We start from the raw sequence: 18,523 nt of genomic DNA on the forward strand, positions 1-18,523 counted from the left end.
CCGGACGGCCGGCGGGCGGCCCGGTCACGCGGCGGGCGCGGGCCCCGGGGCGCCCTCCCGCAGCCGGGTCTTGAGGATCTTGCCGCTGGCGTTGCGCGGGAGGGCGGGGACGAAGGCGACCTCCCGCGGAACCTTGTAGTTGGCCATCTCGCGGCGGGACCAGGCGATCAGATCGTCGGCGGTGAGCAGCGAGCCGGCGCGGCGGACCGCATAGGCCTTGCCCACCTCGCCGAGGCGGGGGTCGGGGATGCCGACGACGGCGACCTCGGCGATGTCCGGGTGGCGGCCGAGGAGTTGCTCTATCTCGGCGGGATAGGCGTTGAAGCCGCCGACGATGAACATGTCCTTGATGCGGTCGGTGATCCGGAGGTTGCCGTCCGCGTCGAGCACACCCACGTCGCCGGTGCGCAGCCAGCCGTCGGGGGTGATCGCGCGGGCGGTTCCGGCCGGGTCCTCGAAGTAGCCGGACATCACGTGGTAGCCGCGGACCAGCACCTCGCCGGGGTCGCCGGGCGGCACCGGGCGGTCCGCGGCGTCGACGATCCGGACCTCGGTGCCGGGGAGCGCCCGGCCGGAGGTCGCGGCGATCACCTCGGGCGGATCGCCGCGGCGGCACATCGTGACGACGCCGGAGCTCTCCGAAAGACCGTAGGCGGTCAGAACGGTGGAGATCTTCAGCTCGCCGCGCAGCCGCTCGACCAGCTCCAGGGGGACCACGGCGGCGCCGGTGACCACCAGGCGCAGCGCGGAGAGGTCGTGCCGGGCGCGGGCCGGGTGGTCGAGGAGCTGCTGATGGAGGGTGGGCGGGCCGGGGAGGACGGAGATCCGTTCGGCGGCGATCTTGGCGAGCGCGGTCTCCACGCTGAAGACCGGCTGCGGGATCATCGTCGCGCCGCGCAGCAGACAGGCGATGATCCCGGCCTTGTAGCCGAAGGTGTGGAAGAACGGGTTGATGATCAGGTAGCGGTCGCCCTCCCGGAGGCCGGCCAGTTCGCTCCAGACGTCGTAGGCGCGCAGGGTCTGGGCATGGGTGATCACGGCGCCCTTGGGGCGGCCGGTGGTGCCGGAGGTGAAGACGATGTCCGAGGGGGCGTCGGAGCGCAGGGCGTCGGCCCTGGCGCGGACGGTCTCCGCGGGCACCGCGGCGCCGTCGGCGAGGAACTCCTGCCAGGTGGCGAAGTCGGCGGGGGCGTCGTCGGAGAGCACCACGACCTTCTCCAGCCGCGGGAGTCCGGGCAGCGGGCCGGGACCGGCGCCTTCCCGGGCGGCGCGGCGGAGTGCGGCGATGTAGGACGTGCCGAGGAAGGTGCCGGTGATGAAGAGGAGCTTGGCGCGGGTGCGGCGCAGGACGTAGGCGGCCTCGGTGCCCTTGAAGCGGGTGTTGACGGGGACCAGGACGGCGCCGGCGGTGACGGCCCCGAGGGCGGAGACGATCCAGTCCAGGGTGTTGGGCGCCCATACGGCCACCCGGTCGCCGGGCGCGACCCCGGAGGCGATACAGGCGGCCGCCGCCCGCTCCACCCGCTCGCCCAGCTCGGCGTACGTGACCCGGGTGCGGCCCTCGACCACGGCCTCCCGGGAGCCGTACCGCCGGGCGGCCGCGCGCACCAGACGGGGGATGACGCCGTACTCCAGGTCCGCCCGCGCATCCACGTCGTCGTGCATCGCACTGCCTCCCGCCGAAGAGCTGTACGCCACTAGCTGACTGACCGTCAGATTAGCGGTAGCCTCCTCCGCTGTCAGCACTGGCGACCGACCACGGAGGTGGCGATGGGGGCGACCCTCAAGGACGCTACGGCGATAGCCGGTATCGGACAGACCCCGTTCGCCCGGCAACTCCCGGAATCCGAGAAGACGCTGGCCTGCCGGGCGATCGTCGCGGCGCTGGACGACGCCGGAATCGCCCCCTCGGAGGTGGACGCCTTCGCCTCCTACACCATGGAGGAGACCGACGAGGTCGAGATAGCCAAGGCCATCGGCGCCGGGGACCTCACCCACTTCTCCAAGGTCGGCTTCGGCGGCGGGGGTTCCTGCGCGACGGTGGCGCATCTGGCCGCCGCCATCGCCACCGGCCAGGCGAGCGTCGGCGTCGCCTGGCGGTCCCGTAAGCGCGGCTCGGGGCCGCGCCCCTGGAAGAACACCCAGGTCCAGCTGCCCACCCCGGGACAGTGGACCCGCCCCTTCGGGCTGCTGCGCCCCGCCGACGAGATCGGCATGCTGGCCCGCCGCTATATGCACGAATACGGCGCCACCCGCGACCACCTCTTCAATGTCGCACTCGCCTGCCGCAACCGGGCCAACCAGAATCCCGCCGCGATGATGTACGAGCGCCCGCTGACCCGCGAGATGTATATGACCGCCCGCTGGATCAGCGAGCCGCTCTGCCTGTTCGACAACTGCCTGGAGACCGACGGGGCGCTGGCCTGCGTCGTGGTCTCCGCCGAGCGCGCCCGCGACTGCCGGCAGCGGCCCGTCTACGTGCACTCCGCCGCCCAGGGCCTGCCCGCCCAGCACCACGGCATGGTCAACTACTGGACCGACGATCCGCTCACCGGCCCGGCCTGGACCGCCGCCCGGCACCTGTGGAAGGGCGCCGACCTCGGACCGCAGGACGTCGACGTGGCACAGATCTATGACGCCTTCACCCCCCTGATCCCCCTCTCGCTGGAGGGCTACGGCTTCTGCGGACGCGGTGAGGGCGCGGCCTTCACCGAGGGCGGCGCGCTGGAGATCGGCGGCCGGCTCCCGCTCAACACCGGCGGCGGCGGTCTCTCCGAGGCGTATGTGCACGGTTTCAACCTGATCAATGAAGGCGTCAAGCAGCTGCGCGGCACCAGCACCGCGCAGGTCCCCGACGCCGCCACCTGTCTGGTCACCGCGGGCGAGGGCGTGCCCACCTCGGCCCTGCTGCTGAGGAGTTGATACGCCATGAGCCCTCGTGATGCCGCGCCCGAGTCCGTGCGGGAAAGCGTGCGGGAGCCCGTTCGTGAGTCTGAGTCAGGGCCCGAGCCCGTTCGTGAGTCGGTGCGTGAGTCCGTTCGCGATGCCATGACACCGAGCGTGGCACCCGCCACTGACAATCGCTCCGACAGCGCCGCCGGCCTGCTGCTTCCCGTCCCGGACGACGACGGCGCGCCCTTCTGGGAGTACGCCGCCCGGGGCGAACTGCGCATCCAGGCCTGCGCCGACTGCGACGCCCTGCGCTTCCCGCCCCGGCCCTGCTGCCCGCACTGCCGGTCCTTCAGCGCCCGCTGGCAGCGGATGAGCGGCCGCGGCCGTATCTGGTCCTACGTCCTGCCGCACCCGCCGCTGCTGCCCGCGTACGCCGAGCAGCCGGGCTACAACGCGATCATCGTGGAGCTGGCCGAGGCCCCGGGCATCCGCCTCGTCGGCAACCTCGTCACCGCCGCCGATGCCCCGCTCAACTCCGTCGACCCGGCCCGGCTGCGCATCGGCGCCCCGGTGAAGGCCGTCTTCCACACCATGCCAGGAGGCGTGACCGTACCCCGCTGGCTCCTGGAGCGGCCATGACGGTCCGCACGGAGAGCGCCGACGGGGTCACGCTGGTCACCCTCGACCGGCCCGAGCGGCACAACGCCATCGACCTCGCCACCGCCGACGAACTCGCGGGAGTCTGGCGGGAGTTGCGCTTCGACGACACCGTACGGGCCGCCGTGCTCACCGGCGCCGGCGGCCGGGCCTTCTGCACCGGCATCGACCGCTCCGTCGACGTCCCCCAGCCGTCCTCCCCCTACTCCGTCGACGACCCGCTGCTCCACATCGGCCCGAAGGCCAACGACCTGTGGAAGCCGGTCATCGCCGCCGTCGAGGGCATGGCCTGCGGCGGCGCGTTCTACCTCCTGGGCGAGGCCGAGTTCCTCGTCGCCGCCGAGAACGCCACCTTCTTCGACCCGCACACCACCTACGGGATGGTCAGCGCGTACGAGGCGGTGTTCATGGCACAGCGGATGCCCTACGGGGAGGCCGCCCGGCTGGCCCTGATGGGGACGGCGGAGCGGCTGGGCGCGTCCCGGGCGTACCAGATCGGCCTGGTCTCCGAACTGACCGCACCCGGCGCCGCGGCCGAGGTGGCGCTGCGCCGCGCGGCCGTGCTCGCCGCGCAGCCGACCGGGGCGGTCCAGGGCACGGTACGCGCCCTGTGGACGGCCAAGGAGGCAGCCAGATCGCAGGCCCTGGCGCACGCCCCCCAGCTGATCGCGCTGGGCAATCTGCCCCCGGACCGCCAGGCCGGACTGTTCGCCGGCCGGAAGCGGGAGGACGGCCGGCCCGGCGGGCAGAGCGGTCCCCCTTTGGTCAGGTGACCCCTCACCTACGGGCCCTGGGCCTCACAGACGGGTCTTGTGCGCCCGGGTGATCTCGCAGGTGAACCAGAACTGCCCGATGGAGGACTGGTTGACGGTGTACTTGGCGGTGTACGTCTCGGTGTCGCCGGGACCGACGGTGATCGAGCGCTCGTGCAGCCCGTACGCCTTGCCGTCGGCCGGCTTCGCCTTCATCCAGTTGACGGCCATGTCATAGGAGAACGAATCGTTCATGGATGGGTTGGTGATGGAGACCGTGTAGGTGAACTGGCGCAGCGAATCGGAGAAGTCACAGCCGCTGCCCCTGACATCCGACCGCCCGTCCGGGTCGTAGGTCTCCTGGGTCGGCGAGGGCGAGTAGGTGGGCTCGTACGCCGGGGACGCGGACGCGGACGCGTCGTACGAGCTGGAGTACGTGGGGCTCGGGAAGGAGACCGGCACCTTCACCCGGGGCCGGCCGAAGGCACAGCCGCTCACCGTCGCCACCGTCACCAGCGCCAGTCCGGCCGCGACCGCTGCCCTGATACCCGTACGGGTGCCCCCGCGGATGCCCGTGCGCATGCGCTGCTTCATTCTGCCCATCCCCCGTGAAAACTCTGAGCTCATCACTCTTCAATTGACGCGTGCACGGCACCCTAGCAAGCGCGGGTGACACCCCTTACGGGCCCCGGCAACGCGGGCGGGCGTACGTGGCTCGCGCCTACCAGGGCTCAGGCGTAGCGTCGGTCCCGGAGGATGACCGGACGACCCGAAGCGAGGCGACGCCCGTGGTGCGCAACGTTCTCGGGTCGCTGATCGCCCTCGCCGGAGCGGCGGCCGCCGTCTGGAGCCCCTTCCGTCCCTGGTACGACGGCCGTCACGGTAGTGACGTGCGGATCGAGGACCTCTTCGACGGGGTCACCCACAACAGCGCCGCGCTCTTCGGCTCCATCCTCCTCCCCATGGCCTTCGCCGCTCTGCTGACCCTGATCGGTGTCGCCCTGCGCTCCCGGGGGCTGGTCGCCCTCGCGGGCCTGGTGGTGCTGGGGTTCACCATTTTGTGGATGGTCCGCCAGGGCCAGGCCGCGAGCGAACTCACGGCCGGCGCCCGGGGCCTGGGGGTGGGTGTCGCCAACGCCCTGGGCGGCGGCGCACTGCTGCTGCTCGGCGCCCTGATCATGCGGGGCCGCCCCAGCCGGGTCTACGGCTCGGACTACGACGACCGGCCTTACGACGACGGCCGCTACGGCCGCTCTCCGCACGACGAGCGGTACGACGAGCGCTACGACGAACGCGGGCCCTACGACCCGTACACGCCCTACCCCCCGGGGACGCCCGAACCGTGGGACGCGGGACGCCCCGGGGCCGAGGAGTGGAATCCGGAGCCGTACCCGACCGGCCCCACCCCCGCCGCCGGACCCCCGGCCGGTCCCGGCGGCCCCGGAGGCGGCCCGTACGGGCCGGGGCAGGACACCCCCACCACTCCCCTGCCGGTCACCCCGCCCCCACCACCGCCCCCGCAGCAACAACAACGGACGCAGGCACAACAACAGCCGCAGCAACCACCCCCGCAGCAGCCACAACAACAGCGGCCGCCGCCCCCTCCTCCGCCGCCGACCCGGCCCGGCCATCAGCAGCCGCCCACACCACCGGTGGAGTGGGGCAGGGAACACCGTCAGCCGCGCCCCACCCAGGCCGAACCGCCTGAGCAGCCCGAACCGCCCGAACAGCCCGACCGGCGTGAACGTCCCCCGGAGGAACGGGAGTAGGCCCACGGGCAGATACGGGACGGCGAACGGCCCGTCCCCTGACGAACAGCCCGTCCCCTAGGTGTATTGATCACGAGCGTTGTTAACAGTCGCCGGGCTTGATCATGGCGAAGACCTCCGGTGTGGTGGAGGTGTCTAGGACTACACCGCACGGAGGTCTTCGTGTCCCACCGTAATGCCCGGCTGACCGTTTACGGCAGGCGGCTGCTGGTCGAACGTGTCCGCGCCGGACGGCCCGTGGCCCACGTCGCCGCCGAAATGGGCATATCGCGGCCCACAGCTCACAAGTGGATGCGACGGTGGCGGACAGAAGGAGACGCCGGCCTGCAGGACCGCTCCAGCCGACCGCACAGGACCCCCCACCGCACGGCGCCTGACGTCGAAGACCGTGTCTGCGCGCTTCGGCAGACCCGCAAGCTGGGCCCGGCCAGAATCGGTCCGATCCTCGCCCTCCCGGCCTCCACCGCCCACCGCATACTTGCCCGCCACGGCCTGCACCGGTTGGCCTGGCTCGACCGGCCCACAGGCGAGCCGATCCGCCGCTACGAACGGTCAGGCCCCGGCGAGCTGGTCCATGTCGACATCAAGAAACTCGGCAGTATCCCCGACGGAGGCGGCTGGCGCACGGTCGGCAGGACCGCGGGCGCCCACAACAAGCAGGCCACCACCGACCAGCGCAAGAGCTCCAAGCCGGTGATCGGCTACAGCTACATCCACTCCGCCGTCGACGACCACTCCCGCCTGGCCTACAGCGAAGTCCTCACCAACGAACGCAAGGAAACCGCCATCGCCTTCTGGCAGCGGGCCCAGGCATTCTTCGCCCGCCACGGCATCACGGTCGAGCGTGTCCTGACCGACAACGGCTCCTGCTACAAGTCCAAGCTGTTCACCCAGACCCTCACCGCGGCCGGCATCGCCCACAAACACATCCGCCCCTACCGGCCACAGACCAACGGCAAGGTCGAACGCTTCAACCGCACCCTGCTCGACGAATGGGCCTACCTACGGCCCTACACCAGCAACGACGAGCGCACCGCCGCACTGGACACCTTCCTGCACAACTACAACCATCACCGGTGCCACACCGCACTCGGAGGCAAGCCACCCATCAGCCGCGTTAACAACCCTCCGGGTCAATACACCTAGGCGACCGGCCCATCCCCTACGGGAGGCGCCCCGCCGCCCGTCCCCTACGGGAAGCAGCGCGGGGCCCGCCCCCGCCTCACGACCGCCGCGCCAGCCCCGTCCCCTTGGCCGCGTCCAGCGCGTACACACAGCGGTCCTTGCTGCACGCGTACACCACACCGCCGACCGCCACCGGCGAGCCGGTGATCTCGCCGCCGGTCGCCAGCTTCCAGCGCAGCTGGCCGCCCATCGCGTCGAGCGTGTAGAGGCAGTGGTCGGCGGAGCCGAAGTGCACCCGGCCCTCCGCGACGACCGGTGCGCCGATGACCTCCGCGCCGGCCTGGAACCGCCAGCGCGGGGTGCCGGTCACCGCGTCGAGGGTGTAGAGCGCCTTGCCGCTGCCCAGATGGACCGCGCCGTGCGCGACCAGGACGGGTTCGGTGGACTGCCGGGCCTCGGTGGCGATCCGCCAGCGGTCGCGGCCGTCCGCCGGGTCCAGCGCGTAGACCGTGCCGAGGTAGTCCGCCAGATAGACCCCGCCGCCGGTGACGGCCGGGCCGGGGGCGAAGGCAGGCGGGCTCAGGAACACCGCGGGCGCCTCGAAGTGCCAGCGCACGTCGCCGCGTGCGATGTCGATCGCCAGCACCCGGGTACCGGCCACGACATAGACCGCACCGTCCGACGCCGGCAGCAGCCGCATCGGCACCCCGCCGCAGGCCGCAGCGTCGCCCACCGGATACGACCAGCGCTCGGCGCCGGTCCGGGCCTCCAGCGCCTTGAGCCGGGCGTCGGCCCACACGAAGACCGTGCCCTCGTGCACCACGGGCCCGGCCTCGGCGGTCTCGAAGTCGGTCTGGACGCCGCCGGTCTCCCACAGCAGCTCGCCGTTGGCGGCCTCCCATGCCTGGATGCCGCCGCCGCGGGTGCTGGTGACGACGGTCCCGCGGTCGACCTTGAGGGCGTAGACCCAGCCCTCGGTGTTCAGCCGCCAGAGCTCGGTGCCGTCGCCGGCGTCCAGCGCGTACAGGCTCGGGCCGTCCGAGGCGTGGATCCGGCCGTCCGCGACGGCCATCGCCCAGGCGACGTCACGGGTCTTGAACTTGCGGCGCCCGCTGGCCACATCGAGCGCATGCACCTCGAAGGAGGTGACGTAGAGCAGGTCGTCGGCGACGGCGGGGGTGCCCCACACATCGTTCGACATCCGGAACCGCCAGGGGCGCCAGCGGCCCGCCTCGGGCGGGGCCTCGGGCGGCGGGGGCGGCGCGGCCTCACCGCGGGGCGGGCTCTCCCCGCCGTTGGCCGGGCCCTGCGGGGGCACCCCGGTCGTGGGCCCGGCGCCGGGCGGCCGTACCCAGTTCGTCGCGGCACCGGCCTGCGCGCGCGGCGGCGGAGCGTCGGCGCGCGGCCCCGGCCCTATGGGAGCGGGCGAACCACCGAGCTGTACGGGACCGGCGGCACCGTCCCCGGTGGCGGAGGAGGGGACGGGCGGTGCGGCGGACAGCGCGGCGGCGGGCGGCGGCGCGGAGACCGGGGTCGCACGGGCCGTCGAGGCGTCCGGGCCGAGCACCGCGGGCTGCGGCATCGGGCCGGGGTGGCCACTGCGCGGGTCGCCGCCGCGGTGCGCGCCGGGGCCCGCGCCGATCTGGCCGGGCCAGCCGGACTCCGCGGCGGCGGGGACGTTTCCGGCCGCCGCGGCGCGTGGGCGGGCTGCGCGGCGGGCATCGGGGGTGACGCGGGCGGGGCCGGCGGCGCGGCGGGCGCCGGGCGGACGGCGCCACGGCCGGAACCGGCCCGCTGACCGTTGCCCGGCACGGTGGTGCGGCCGCCGCGCCGGCTCTCGATGAGGCCCACCGCGCCGGGCGGCAGCCAGGCCGAGGCGGTACCGCTGTCGTCGCTGCCGGAGCCGAAGAGGTGCGGCGCGAGCTGGGACTGGAGATCGGCGGGGGACGGCCGCTGGCCGGCCTCCATCTGCATACAGGACTCCATGAGCGGGCGGAGTTCGTCCGGCAGGCCCGCCAGGTCGGGGCCCTCCCGCAGCAGCATGAAGACGGTCTCGACGGGGTTGGCGCCATGGAACGGCGCATGTCCGGTGGCGGCGAAGACAAGCGTCGATCCGAGGGAGAAGACATCGCTCGCGCCCGTGACACTGCGCGAGTCCCGGGCCTGTTCGGGCGACATGTAGGCGGGCGTGCCGACGGCCACATTGGTCATCGTCAGCCGGGTGTTGGACACCCCGGAGGCGATACCGAAGTCGATCACCCGGGGGCCGTCCTCGACGACCAGCACATTCGACGGCTTCAGGTCGCGGTGGACCAGGCCCGCGCCGTGGATGGACTGAAGCGCCTCGGCGATCCCGGCCGCCAGCCAGCGCACCGCCTGGGCCGGGAGCGGCCCGCACTCATTGACTATTTCCTCGAGGGAGGGCGCGGGGACATAGGCCGTCGCGAGCCAGGGCACCGCCGCGCGCGGGTCGGCGTCCACCACCGCGGCCGTGTAGAAGCCGCTGACCGCGCGGGCCGCCTCGACCTCGCGGGTGAAGCGGACCCGGAACAGCTGGTCCTCGGCGAGCTCGGTACGCACCGTCTTGATCGCCACGCGCCGCCCGGACGCCGAGCGCGCGAGATAGACCAGTCCCATACCGCCGGCCCCGAGACGACCGAGTACCTCGAACGGGCCGATCCGCCGGGGATCGTGCTGCGTCAGCTGCTTCAGCTGCTCCACCACTTACCTGCCACCTCCCCGTGGGGCATAAAAAGAGACTCTCACTAGCCACGAGCCGCCGAGAGCCACTGCCCCGTGCAGCGTCTCACCGCCTGGCCGAAACGGCCGTACGCGTGCTGATTCTTCCTGGCCGAGCCGACGGTTGCGAACCCGGGGCCTGTCCGTCGTGTCACGGCATACCTCCCGTAGCCCGCACCGGGCCCGTTACCCGATGTCACCCCACCCCGCCTGACGTGCTCCGATACGTCCGCCGACGGGCGATTGACCACAGGGTTACCGATCGGTTCCGGGTCCCCTGCGCGGGGCACCGCCGACTATCTGGACGTTCACCATTCCGTTTGACGCGCACATGAGGAAATCGGTTGAGTCCCCGGAGCATCCGGTGGCCGCGGTGGCCGGAACCATGCCGTACCACCGACCGCACGCACCCATCCCCCACCGGCCCTGCCCTCCCCGTCGTCACTCGCGACCCCCGGCCCCAATTCTGCGCGTTCGAAGGTCATTTCGGTGCCAGCGCGCCGGGCGTGGCGCCTTGATTGATATGCGGGCAGCGGACAGCGGCCGCTGCCGCGGCGGCGATATGCCCAAGCTAGCGCCGGTTCGCACGGTCCGCCCGACGGGGAATCGAACGGGAAATCGAGTCCGGTGACAGGAGGGGAGGGTGGCGGGGGCGGCGGAGGGCAGGCCGTGAAGCCCAACCGGCGGTCGTCGGCGTGCACTTGTCGCACGGACGGTGACCGCTTATCCACCAAAGTTGTCCACAGGCTGTTGATAACACCGTTCACTGGTTCGGACCAAGCGGCGCCATATAAGCCGTGACCACGTCCGGGCCCGCCACCAGGGCACTCCCCGGGGCCATGCACCCTTAACTCCCCCATCCCCATTTGCAGGCAGCCAAATCGCGCTCCGATCACCCCTCGGTAAGCTGACGGCATGACAGGACAAGTTCGAACCGTCGACGGCAGAGTTGCCGGCCGCCGCGGACAGGCGACGCGGCAAAAGCTTCTCGACTGCCTCAGTGAAATGCTCAGTTCGTCCCCCTATCGGGACGTCAAGGTCATCGATGTAGCCCGAAAAGCGGGGACTTCACCCGCAACGTTCTATCAGTACTTCCCGGACGTCGAGGGCGCCGTCCTCGAAATCGCCGAGGAGATGGCCAAAGAAGGCGCCACTCTGACCGATCTTGTCGCCGGACGCTCCTGGGTGGGCAAATCCGCCTGGCAGGCCGCGGAAGATCTGGTCGAGGGCTTTCTCTCCTTCTGGCGCAAGCACGACGCGATTCTGCGCGTCGTCGACCTGGGCGCGGCCGAGGGCGACAAGCGTTTCTACAAGATCCGCATGAAGATCCTCAATGCCGTCACCAACTCCCTTACGGACTCCATCAAGGACCTCCAGAGCAAGAACAAGGTCGACAAGGACGTGAGCCCGGCCGCCATTGCCGGCTCGATGGTCGCCATGCTGGCGGCGGTCGCCGCGCACCAGAAGGGCTTCCAGAGCTGGGGCGTCAAGCAGGCCGAGCTCAAGCCGAATCTGGCGCTGCTGGTGCACCTCGGTGTCACCGGAAAAAAGCCGACCAAATAACGAAGCCACCGCGATAGCAGTCGGGGAAGCGGCCGGAGAAGCTGCCGCACCTCGAAGTCCCGGGGCTCCCGGGACGGTTCGCCATCGGTCCTGTGTCCGTCCTGCCATAGCTGTACACCACACGCAGCGGGCGCCGCGCGACCCTCCGGGGTCCGGCACGGCGCCCGCTGCGCGTTGCCGGCCCACCGGCCGGCGTTGCGCACCGGTCCGGTCAACGCCGCTCCAGCCGGAACAGCCGGATCTCCCGCGTCACCCGCGCCTGATACGCCGCGTACGGAGGCCAGAGCGCCAGCGCCGCCCGCCAGGCCCGCGCCCGCTCCTCACCGGACAGCAGCCGGGCCCGCACCGGTATGTCGCGGCCCCGCCAACTCACCTCGGCCTCCGGATTCTTGAGCAGATTCCCGGTCCAGGCCGGATGCCCCGGCCGCCCGAAATTGCTGCCGACCAGCAGCCAGCTGCCGTCGTCCTCCGGTACGCACGCCAGCGGGGTCCGCCGGGGCCGCCCGCTCCTGGCCCCGGTCGCGGTCAGCACCACTCCGGGCAGCATCCGGGCGCTGAGCAGCACCTTTCCACGGGTCAGCCGGTGTACCGCACGGTCCAGCGCGGGGATGACGTACGGCGCGGTCCGGGCGAACGCACGGGTCGCGGAGACCTTCATGAGCAACCGCTCACCCGGGCGCATCAGACCTCCACCGCCTCCGGCGCCCGGCCCGCGAGGGGCGCACCTCCCGGCTCGCCCGCCCCGTCCGGGAACAGCCCCGCCTCCTCGGCGGCCCGCACCCGCAGCCGGTGCACGGGCCCCAGCAGCAGTTCGTCGCAGGCCGCGCGCTTGAAGTACAGATGCGCCTCGTGCTCCCAGGTGAAGCCGATACCGCCGTGCAGCTGGACCGCCTCGGCCGCCACCGCCCGCAGGGCCTCCAGCGCCTGGGCGAGCGCCAGCGCCCCCACCCCGGGCTCGGACGCGTCACCCTCGGGTCCGCCGCCCGCCGACCAGGCCGCGTAGTACGCCGCCGAGCGGGCCGCCTGGAGCGCCACATACAGATCGGCGAGCCGGTGCTGCACCGCCTGGAAGGAGCCGATGGGCCGGCCGAACTGCACCCGCTGCTGGACATGGGCGACCGTACGGGCCAGCGCCGTATCGGCCGCGCCCACCGCCTCGGCGGCCAGCGCCGCGGCCGCCACCACCCCCGTCGCGGCGAGCGCCCGGGCCACCGCCGCCGCGTCGCCGTCCCCCTCGCCCAGCAACTCGGCGGTAACGTCGCGCAGTTCGAGGCGGGCCTGCGGCCGGGTCTCGTCCAGCGCGGTCTGCCGGGTCCGCAGCAGACCGGTCACACCGGGCTCCGCGCCGGGCCGGGCCGCGCCCGCGTCCGCCGCCCGTACGAGGAAGAGCAGGGTGCGGCTCTGCGCGAACCCGCCGGTGTGCGCGGCCACCACCAGCACGTCCGCGGTGTGCCCGTTGAGCACCTGGCCGGCCTCGCCGTACAGCCGCCAGCCGCCGCCCGCCGCCTGCCCGCCGTTCCGCGAAGGGGCCGCCGCGCCCTCCGCCGGCACTCTCCTCGCCTGGATGCCGCCGGCCCGGCCGCCACCCGCCCAGTCGCCGTCGTTCGGCCCGGTCAGCGCCAGTGCGGTGGCGAGCTGTCCGCCCGGGACGGCCAGCGTCGCGGTCAGCTCCCCGGCGGCGAGGGCCGGGAGCAGGGTGGTGCGCTGGCGCTCGCTGCCCAGCGCGAGGAGGAGCGGGGCGGCCAGCGCGGCGGTCGCGACCAGTGGTGAGGGAAGGACGACGCGGCCGGTTTCCTCGCAGGCCAGGGCGAGTTCGGTGGGCCCGCAGCCCACCCCTCCGTACGCCGTGGGCAGCGCCAGACCGGGCAGCCCGAGCCGGCCGGCGAGCTGCTGCCACAGCTGGGTGTCGTACCCCGGTGGGGTGCGTACCGCCGCCTTGACCTCGTCCGGACCACAGCGCTTGAGCAGCAGTTCGCGCAGCGTACGGCGGATTTCGTGCTGCTCCTCGGTGAACGCGGCATCCATCGGCGGGCTCCTCCCGGCCGTGCGACAACGCCCGTCCGGTCCGACGGGCCCCCGCTTCCGATCTGACGGGCCGTCATAGTAGGGACGGGGGGTGCACTTTCCTAGGGGGTGTCTTCAAATATCACGCCCACATCAGGAGCGAGGCGAGGGTGACGGCGGCTTGGTAGGACTCGGTGGTCTTGTCGTAGCGGGTGGCGATGCCGCGCCACTGCTTGAGGCGGTTGAAGCAGCGTTCGACCACGTTGCGCTGTTTGTAGAGCTGCTTGTCGAAGGTTGGCGGGCGTCCGCCGTGGCTGCCGCGCCGGAGGCGGTTGCGGATCTGGTCGGCTCGTTCGGGGATGGTGTGGCCGATGCCTCGTCGCCGCAGCCAGGTCCGGATGGCCTTGGAGCTGTAGCCCTTGTCGCCCAGCACGTGGGCGGGCCGGACCCGTGGCCGTCCGGGGCCGGTTCGGGGCACCCGAATCGCGTCCATCACGGCGGTGAATTGGGTGCAGTCGTTGGTGTTCCCGCCCGTGACGAGGAAGGCGAGCGGACGGCCGGTGGCGTCGCAGGCGAGGTGAATCTTGCTGGTCAGACCGCCCCGGGAGCGTCCGAGTCCGGGGCTTTGGAGCCCCCTTTTCGGGCCCCGGCGGCGTGCTGGTGGGCACGGACGACGGTGGAATCGACCGACACGAGCCAGTCGATGTCCCCCGCCTCGTCCGCCCTCGCCTGGGCGGCCTGCAGCATCCGCTCGAAGGTGCCGTCCAGGGCCCAGCGACGGAAGCGGGTGTGCAGCGTGGCCCACGGGCCGTACCGCTCAGGCACATCCCGCCAGGCCGTGCCGGTCCGGAACTTCCACACGATCCCGTTGAGCACCGTGCGGTCATCCAACCGCTTCCGCCCCCGCAACGATTCAGGCAGCAGAGGCCGGACGAACTCCCACTCGGCATCCGACAGTTCATGGCGACGTATCACCCCACCATGATCCACCACCCGAGATCATTTGAAGACACCCCCTAGGCCGGGTTCGCAATGAGCGCCAGGACGCCATGGCTTCCGGGCAGCGGAGCGCAGGACGGAGCCGGGTCACGTCACCGCGACCCGGCTCGCCTCGCACCCCGCCGGTCAGCGGATGAGATGGACGGTGAGGTTCGTTTCCGTGTCACTGACGTTGTCGCCGTGGATGTGGCCGTGCGCCGTGCGGTAGCGCCCGGTGCCGCCGGTGATCGCGAGGTCGATGTCGCCGGGGCCGGCGGACGTGACGGTGAACCGGCCCTGCACGGTGATCTGCCCCAGGGGAAGCGCGAGATCTGCCGCGCACTGGAGGTCGAACTCGTCGTTCGGCGCGGTCCGGGTCAACGTGCAGATCTGGCTGTAGGTGCCGACCGGGACGACGCCGCGGAAGAGATTGCCGGTGATGACGAATTCGTCGCCCTGGCTGGGCCCGGACGACCCGTCCACATCGACGAACGTGCCCTGGGTCTGCTTGGCGACCAGCTGGAAGATTTCCTCTCTCGGGGGGAAGGAATCGGCGCCGGCACCGCTTGCCGCGGCTGCGGCGGGTGCGCAGAAAAGGAGGGCCGACACTCCGGTGGCCGCGCTCAGCACGATCTGCTTGAAGGGACGCACAGTTTTCTCCTCTGGGACTGAAAGGGAATTGCTCGGACGCGATGCCGTGAGGTGCTCTCCTTCCCGGCCGCTCGCGCGTGGACGGCATGGCCCCGCGCCGTCCGCCCGGCCCGTCGGCCGGGCTTCCGGTCGGCCGGAAACTCGGTGTGCCGGTGCCGCGCCGGCCGGGTCCGCCCGGCCGGCCGTCCGGCATGTCCGGTGTCAGATCTCGGGATCGGCGACGTAGGTGAACGAGCCGCTGGGCATGTCGCCGGCGGGGCCGGTGAGCACGACGCTGACGGTGCCGGCGGCGCCGCTGGGCGGGGACGTGGCGGTGACGGTGGTGTCGGAGACGACCCCGAAGGGCGCCGGCGTGCCGTTGAAGGTGACCTGCTCGGTGTAGGCGAGACCGGTGCCGGTGATCGTCACGATCGTGCCGCCGGACGTCGGGCCCGTATTGGGGCTGACGTCGGTGACGGTGGAGGAACTGACGTAGGTGTAGGTCAGCCCCCCGGCGCTGCCGCCGGCGGTGGTCACGGTGACGGCGACGCCGCCGGGCGCCGGGGCACCGGAGGCCCGCACGGTGAGCTGGGTGTCGGAGGCGCTCTGGATCACGGCGCGGCTGGTGCCGAAGTACACATCGATCGCTCCGGCCAGGTTGCGGCCGGTGATGACGATCTCCTGGTCGCTGCCGGCGACCGGCCCCGAGGCGGGGCTGATGCCGGTGAGGGCGGGCGGCGGCACGTAGTAGAAGGTACCGAGGATGCCGGTGCCCCCCGCGGTGGTGACCGTCACGGGGACCGCACCCGAGCCGGCGGGCTCGGTGACGGTCAGCGAGGTATCCGTATTGGCGGTGATACCGGCCTGCGCGGTACCGAAGCGCACGGCGGTGGCGTTGGCCAGATGGTGACCGGTCACCGTCACGGTGCCACCGCCCGCCGTCGACCCCTGGTCAGGGAGCACGGTCGTCGCGAGGACGCCGACGGTGTTGGCCTCGGAGTTGACCACATAGGCGCGCGTCCCGTCGGGGGAGAACACGAGGCCGGTGGGGCCGGCCCCCACGCCGATGTTCTCGACGACGGTGAGGGTGGCGGTGTCGATCACACTCACCGTGTCCGGGAGCGAGTTCCCCACCAGCACATGGGCGCCGTCCGGGCTCACCGCCGGAAACCGCGCCTGAGCGCTGACGCCGACGTCGTCGATGACGGTGTTGGTGGCGGTGTCGACCACACTCACCGTGGCGCTGCCGACATTGGTGACATAGAGACGGGTCCCGTCAGGGCTGAGCGCCAGCAGGATGGGGACATCGCCGGTCGTGATCGTCGTCGTGACGGTGTTGGTGGCGGTATCGATCACGCGGACGCCGGCCGAGAAGCACGCCACGTAGGCGCGGGTCCCGTCCGGCGTGATGACCACGCCGGACCCCCCGACCCCGACCGGGATCGTGGTCGTGACGGTGTTGGCGGCCGTGTCGATCACGCTCACCGTGGTGTCGGCCTGCTGTGTCACATAGACCCGGGTGCCGTCCGGGGTGACCGCCGCCATCACCGGTCCCGCCCCTACGGGGATGTCCGCGACGAGGGTGTTCGTGGCGGTGTCGAGCACGCTCACAACACCGGCGTCCGCGACGGTCACATATCCGCGGGTGCCGTCGGGGCCAAGGGCCACGTATACGGGCCCGGCCCCCGTGGGGATGGTGGCCGTGACGGTGTCGGTGGCGGTGTCGATCACACTGACCGTGTTCGAGCCCCGGTTGCCGACATAGGCACGGGTTCCATCCGGCAAAAGGGTAATTCCCTGGGGCAGCGTGCCCACCGGGATAACGGCCCCTGCCACGAATTCGGCCCGTAATCCGGAAGCCCGCGCCTGCGCCGGCGCCGGAATGTGTGGTGTAAAGGCGAACATGACACTCCCTGAGGCAGGCGGAACGATCTTTGTCCCGCACACGGAAATGTCTGCTTCACCGCATGGGCAAACAGCGAGCAGTCAACCGGCCGGAAGCGGCCGGTGAATTGCACAAAGCGATGTGAGAATACCGTTCTCCGGAAGCCTTTTAAAGGCCGCCGCATATCTCCGATTCTCCGATAATCGCTTTACGTTGGCTTCCCCGGACGGCGTCCGCGCCGGGCAGCAGTCACCTTCCGGCCACCGGGCACGGCGGCCGGCCGGTGGCGGCGCACTCCGCGCCCTGCCCGCCCCACCAGATCTGATGTACCGTCAGATTCATGACCTCAGGGACCACTTACGGGAATCGCAAGGTCGCCGTCGCCGGAGTCGCGCTGTCCGACTGCGGACGCGTGGACCGGGTCACCCCGTACGCCCTGCACGCCCAGGCCGCCCGCCGGGCACTCGCCGACAGCGGGCTGGACCGGGCGGTGATCGACGGCTTCGCCTCGGCCGGTCTGGGCACCCTCGCGCCCGTCGAGGTCGCCGAATACCTGGGACTGCGCCCCACCTGGGTCGACTCGACCTCGGTCGGCGGCGCCACCTGGGAAGTGCTCGCCGCGCACGCCGCCGACGCGATCGCCGCCGGCCACGCCAACGCCGTACTCCTGGTCTACGGCTCCACCGCCCGCGCCGACATCAAGGCCGGGCGGCGCACCGCGAACCTGTCCTTCGGCGCCCGTGGACCGCTCCAGTTCGAGGTCCCCTACGGGCACACCCTGATCGCCAAATACGCCATGGCCGCCCGCCGCCATATGCACCAATACGGCACCACCCTGGAGCAGTTGGCCCAGGTCGCGGTCCAGGCGCGCGCCAACGCGGCGGCCAATCCGGACGCCCTGTACCGCGACCCGATCACCGTCGACGACGTGCTGGACGGGCCGGTGATCGCCGACCCGTTCACCAAACTGCACTGCTGCATCCGCTCCGACGGCGGCTGCGCGGTCCTGCTCGTCGCCGAGGACTACGTCCCCGACCTGGCCAAACCCCCGGTATGGGTGCTCGGTTCGGGCACCGCGGTGTCCCACACCGCCATGTCGGAGTGGGACGACTTCACCGTCTCCCCCGCGGCGGTCTCCGGCCGGCTGGCCTTCGACCGCGCCGGGGTCCGCCCCGCCGAGATCGACCTCGCCGAGCTCTATGACGCCTTCACCTATATGACCCTGGTGACGCTGGAGGACCTGGGCTTCTGTGCCAAGGGTGAGGGCGGGGCGTTCGTCGGGGAGGGGCGGCTGCTGCGGGACGGGGCGTTGCCGGTCAACACCGACGGCGGCGGGCTGGCTGCCTGCCACCCCGGGATGCGCGGGCTGTTCCTGCTGGTCGAGGCGGTACGCCAGCTCCGCGGCGAGGCCGGCCCGGACCGCCAGGTCCACAAACCCGGCGGCCGGCTGCCCCAGCTCGCGGTCGCCTCCGGCACGGGCGGCTGGTTCTGTTCGTCGGGGACGGTGGTGTTGGGGCGGGGGTGACGGG

General features: G+C 71.9%; 13 protein-coding genes and 2 pseudogenes. 7 read left to right on the forward strand and 8 right to left on the reverse strand.

What is annotated here, in order from left to right:
- Positions 1 to 24: 24 nt before the first annotated feature.
- Positions 25 to 1,665, reverse strand: a complete 1,641-nt coding sequence (locus CP981_RS16855) for a FadD3 family acyl-CoA ligase (RefSeq protein WP_085925804.1) — start codon at positions 1,663 to 1,665, stop codon at positions 25 to 27.
- Positions 1,666 to 1,770: 105 nt separating this feature from the next.
- On the opposite strand from CP981_RS16855, the gene CP981_RS16860 reads away from it, so the two are divergent.
- The 3 genes from CP981_RS16860 to CP981_RS16870 all read left to right on the forward strand — a co-directional run bounded on the left by CP981_RS16860 (position 1,771) and on the right by CP981_RS16870 (position 4,322).
- Complete coding sequence (locus tag CP981_RS16860) at positions 1,771 to 2,922, forward strand: lipid-transfer protein (protein ID WP_085925805.1); 1,152 nt, start codon at positions 1,771 to 1,773, stop codon at positions 2,920 to 2,922.
- A gap of 126 nt (positions 2,923 to 3,048) precedes the next feature.
- Positions 3,049 to 3,531, forward strand: coding sequence for a Zn-ribbon domain-containing OB-fold protein (locus tag CP981_RS16865; protein WP_085925806.1), 483 nt, complete (start codon positions 3,049 to 3,051; stop codon positions 3,529 to 3,531).
- Entirely contained in the window at positions 3,528 to 4,322 is a 795-nt protein-coding gene (locus tag CP981_RS16870; RefSeq protein WP_085925807.1) for an enoyl-CoA hydratase/isomerase family protein, read from the forward strand. Before CP981_RS16865 ends, CP981_RS16870 begins: the two co-directional genes overlap by 4 nt.
- A gap of 24 nt (positions 4,323 to 4,346) precedes the next feature.
- Here CP981_RS16870 and CP981_RS16875 read toward each other — a convergent pair whose 3' ends face one another.
- Positions 4,347 to 4,895, reverse strand: a complete 549-nt coding sequence (locus CP981_RS16875; RefSeq protein WP_085925808.1) for a hypothetical protein — start codon at positions 4,893 to 4,895, stop codon at positions 4,347 to 4,349.
- Positions 4,896 to 5,089: 194 nt separating this feature from the next.
- Between CP981_RS16875 and CP981_RS39385 the strand changes: the two genes are divergently transcribed.
- Both CP981_RS39385 and CP981_RS16890 read left to right on the forward strand, forming a co-directional pair.
- The gene (locus CP981_RS39385) at positions 5,090 to 6,070 is read left to right on the forward strand and encodes a hypothetical protein (protein WP_107429545.1); all 981 of its coding nucleotides are present in this window, start codon (positions 5,090 to 5,092) and stop codon (positions 6,068 to 6,070) included.
- A 162-nt stretch (positions 6,071 to 6,232) separates the two neighbouring features.
- Positions 6,233 to 7,216 carry an IS481 family transposase gene (locus CP981_RS16890; protein ID WP_150522341.1) on the forward strand — a complete coding sequence of 328 codons (984 nt, stop codon included), beginning with the start codon at positions 6,233 to 6,235 and terminating at the stop codon, positions 7,214 to 7,216.
- Positions 7,217 to 7,292: 76 nt separating this feature from the next.
- Here the strand turns inward: CP981_RS16890 and afsK are convergent.
- Positions 7,293 to 9,919: pseudogene (gene afsK / locus CP981_RS38155) on the reverse strand (protein serine/threonine kinase AfsK).
- A 930-nt stretch (positions 9,920 to 10,849) separates the two neighbouring features.
- On the opposite strand from afsK, the gene CP981_RS16900 reads away from it, so the two are divergent.
- Entirely contained in the window at positions 10,850 to 11,497 is a 648-nt protein-coding gene (locus tag CP981_RS16900) for a TetR family transcriptional regulator (protein WP_042156052.1), read from the forward strand.
- Between the two features lie 211 nt (positions 11,498 to 11,708).
- Here CP981_RS16900 and CP981_RS16905 read toward each other — a convergent pair whose 3' ends face one another.
- From CP981_RS16905 to CP981_RS16925, 5 genes and pseudogenes are all read right to left on the reverse strand, one after another.
- Positions 11,709 to 12,179 (reverse strand): nitroreductase family deazaflavin-dependent oxidoreductase, encoded by a 471-nt coding sequence (locus CP981_RS16905; RefSeq protein WP_085928733.1) that lies wholly within the window; start codon positions 12,177 to 12,179, stop codon positions 11,709 to 11,711.
- A complete protein-coding gene (locus CP981_RS16910; protein ID WP_085928734.1) occupies positions 12,179 to 13,522 on the reverse strand; it encodes an acyl-CoA dehydrogenase family protein in 1,344 nt (447 codons plus the stop codon). The genes CP981_RS16905 and CP981_RS16910 overlap by 1 nt, the downstream gene beginning before the upstream one ends.
- A 121-nt stretch (positions 13,523 to 13,643) precedes the next feature.
- Positions 13,644 to 14,473: pseudogene (locus tag CP981_RS16915) on the reverse strand (IS5 family transposase).
- Positions 14,474 to 14,626: 153 nt separating this feature from the next.
- A complete protein-coding gene (locus CP981_RS16920; protein WP_085928571.1) occupies positions 14,627 to 15,130 on the reverse strand; it encodes an allene oxide cyclase barrel-like domain-containing protein in 504 nt (167 codons plus the stop codon).
- Between the two features lie 201 nt (positions 15,131 to 15,331).
- A complete protein-coding gene (locus CP981_RS16925; protein WP_244329680.1) occupies positions 15,332 to 16,894 on the reverse strand; it encodes an IPT/TIG domain-containing protein in 1,563 nt (520 codons plus the stop codon).
- Positions 16,895 to 17,334: 440 nt separating this feature from the next.
- On the opposite strand from CP981_RS16925, the gene CP981_RS16930 reads away from it, so the two are divergent.
- Entirely contained in the window at positions 17,335 to 18,519 is a 1,185-nt protein-coding gene (locus tag CP981_RS16930; protein WP_085928569.1) for a thiolase C-terminal domain-containing protein, read from the forward strand.
- Positions 18,520 to 18,523 lie beyond the last annotated feature (4 nt).

It is taken from the genome of Streptomyces platensis, assembly GCF_008704855.1.
Lineage (GTDB): Bacteria > Actinomycetota > Actinomycetes > Streptomycetales > Streptomycetaceae > Streptomyces > Streptomyces platensis.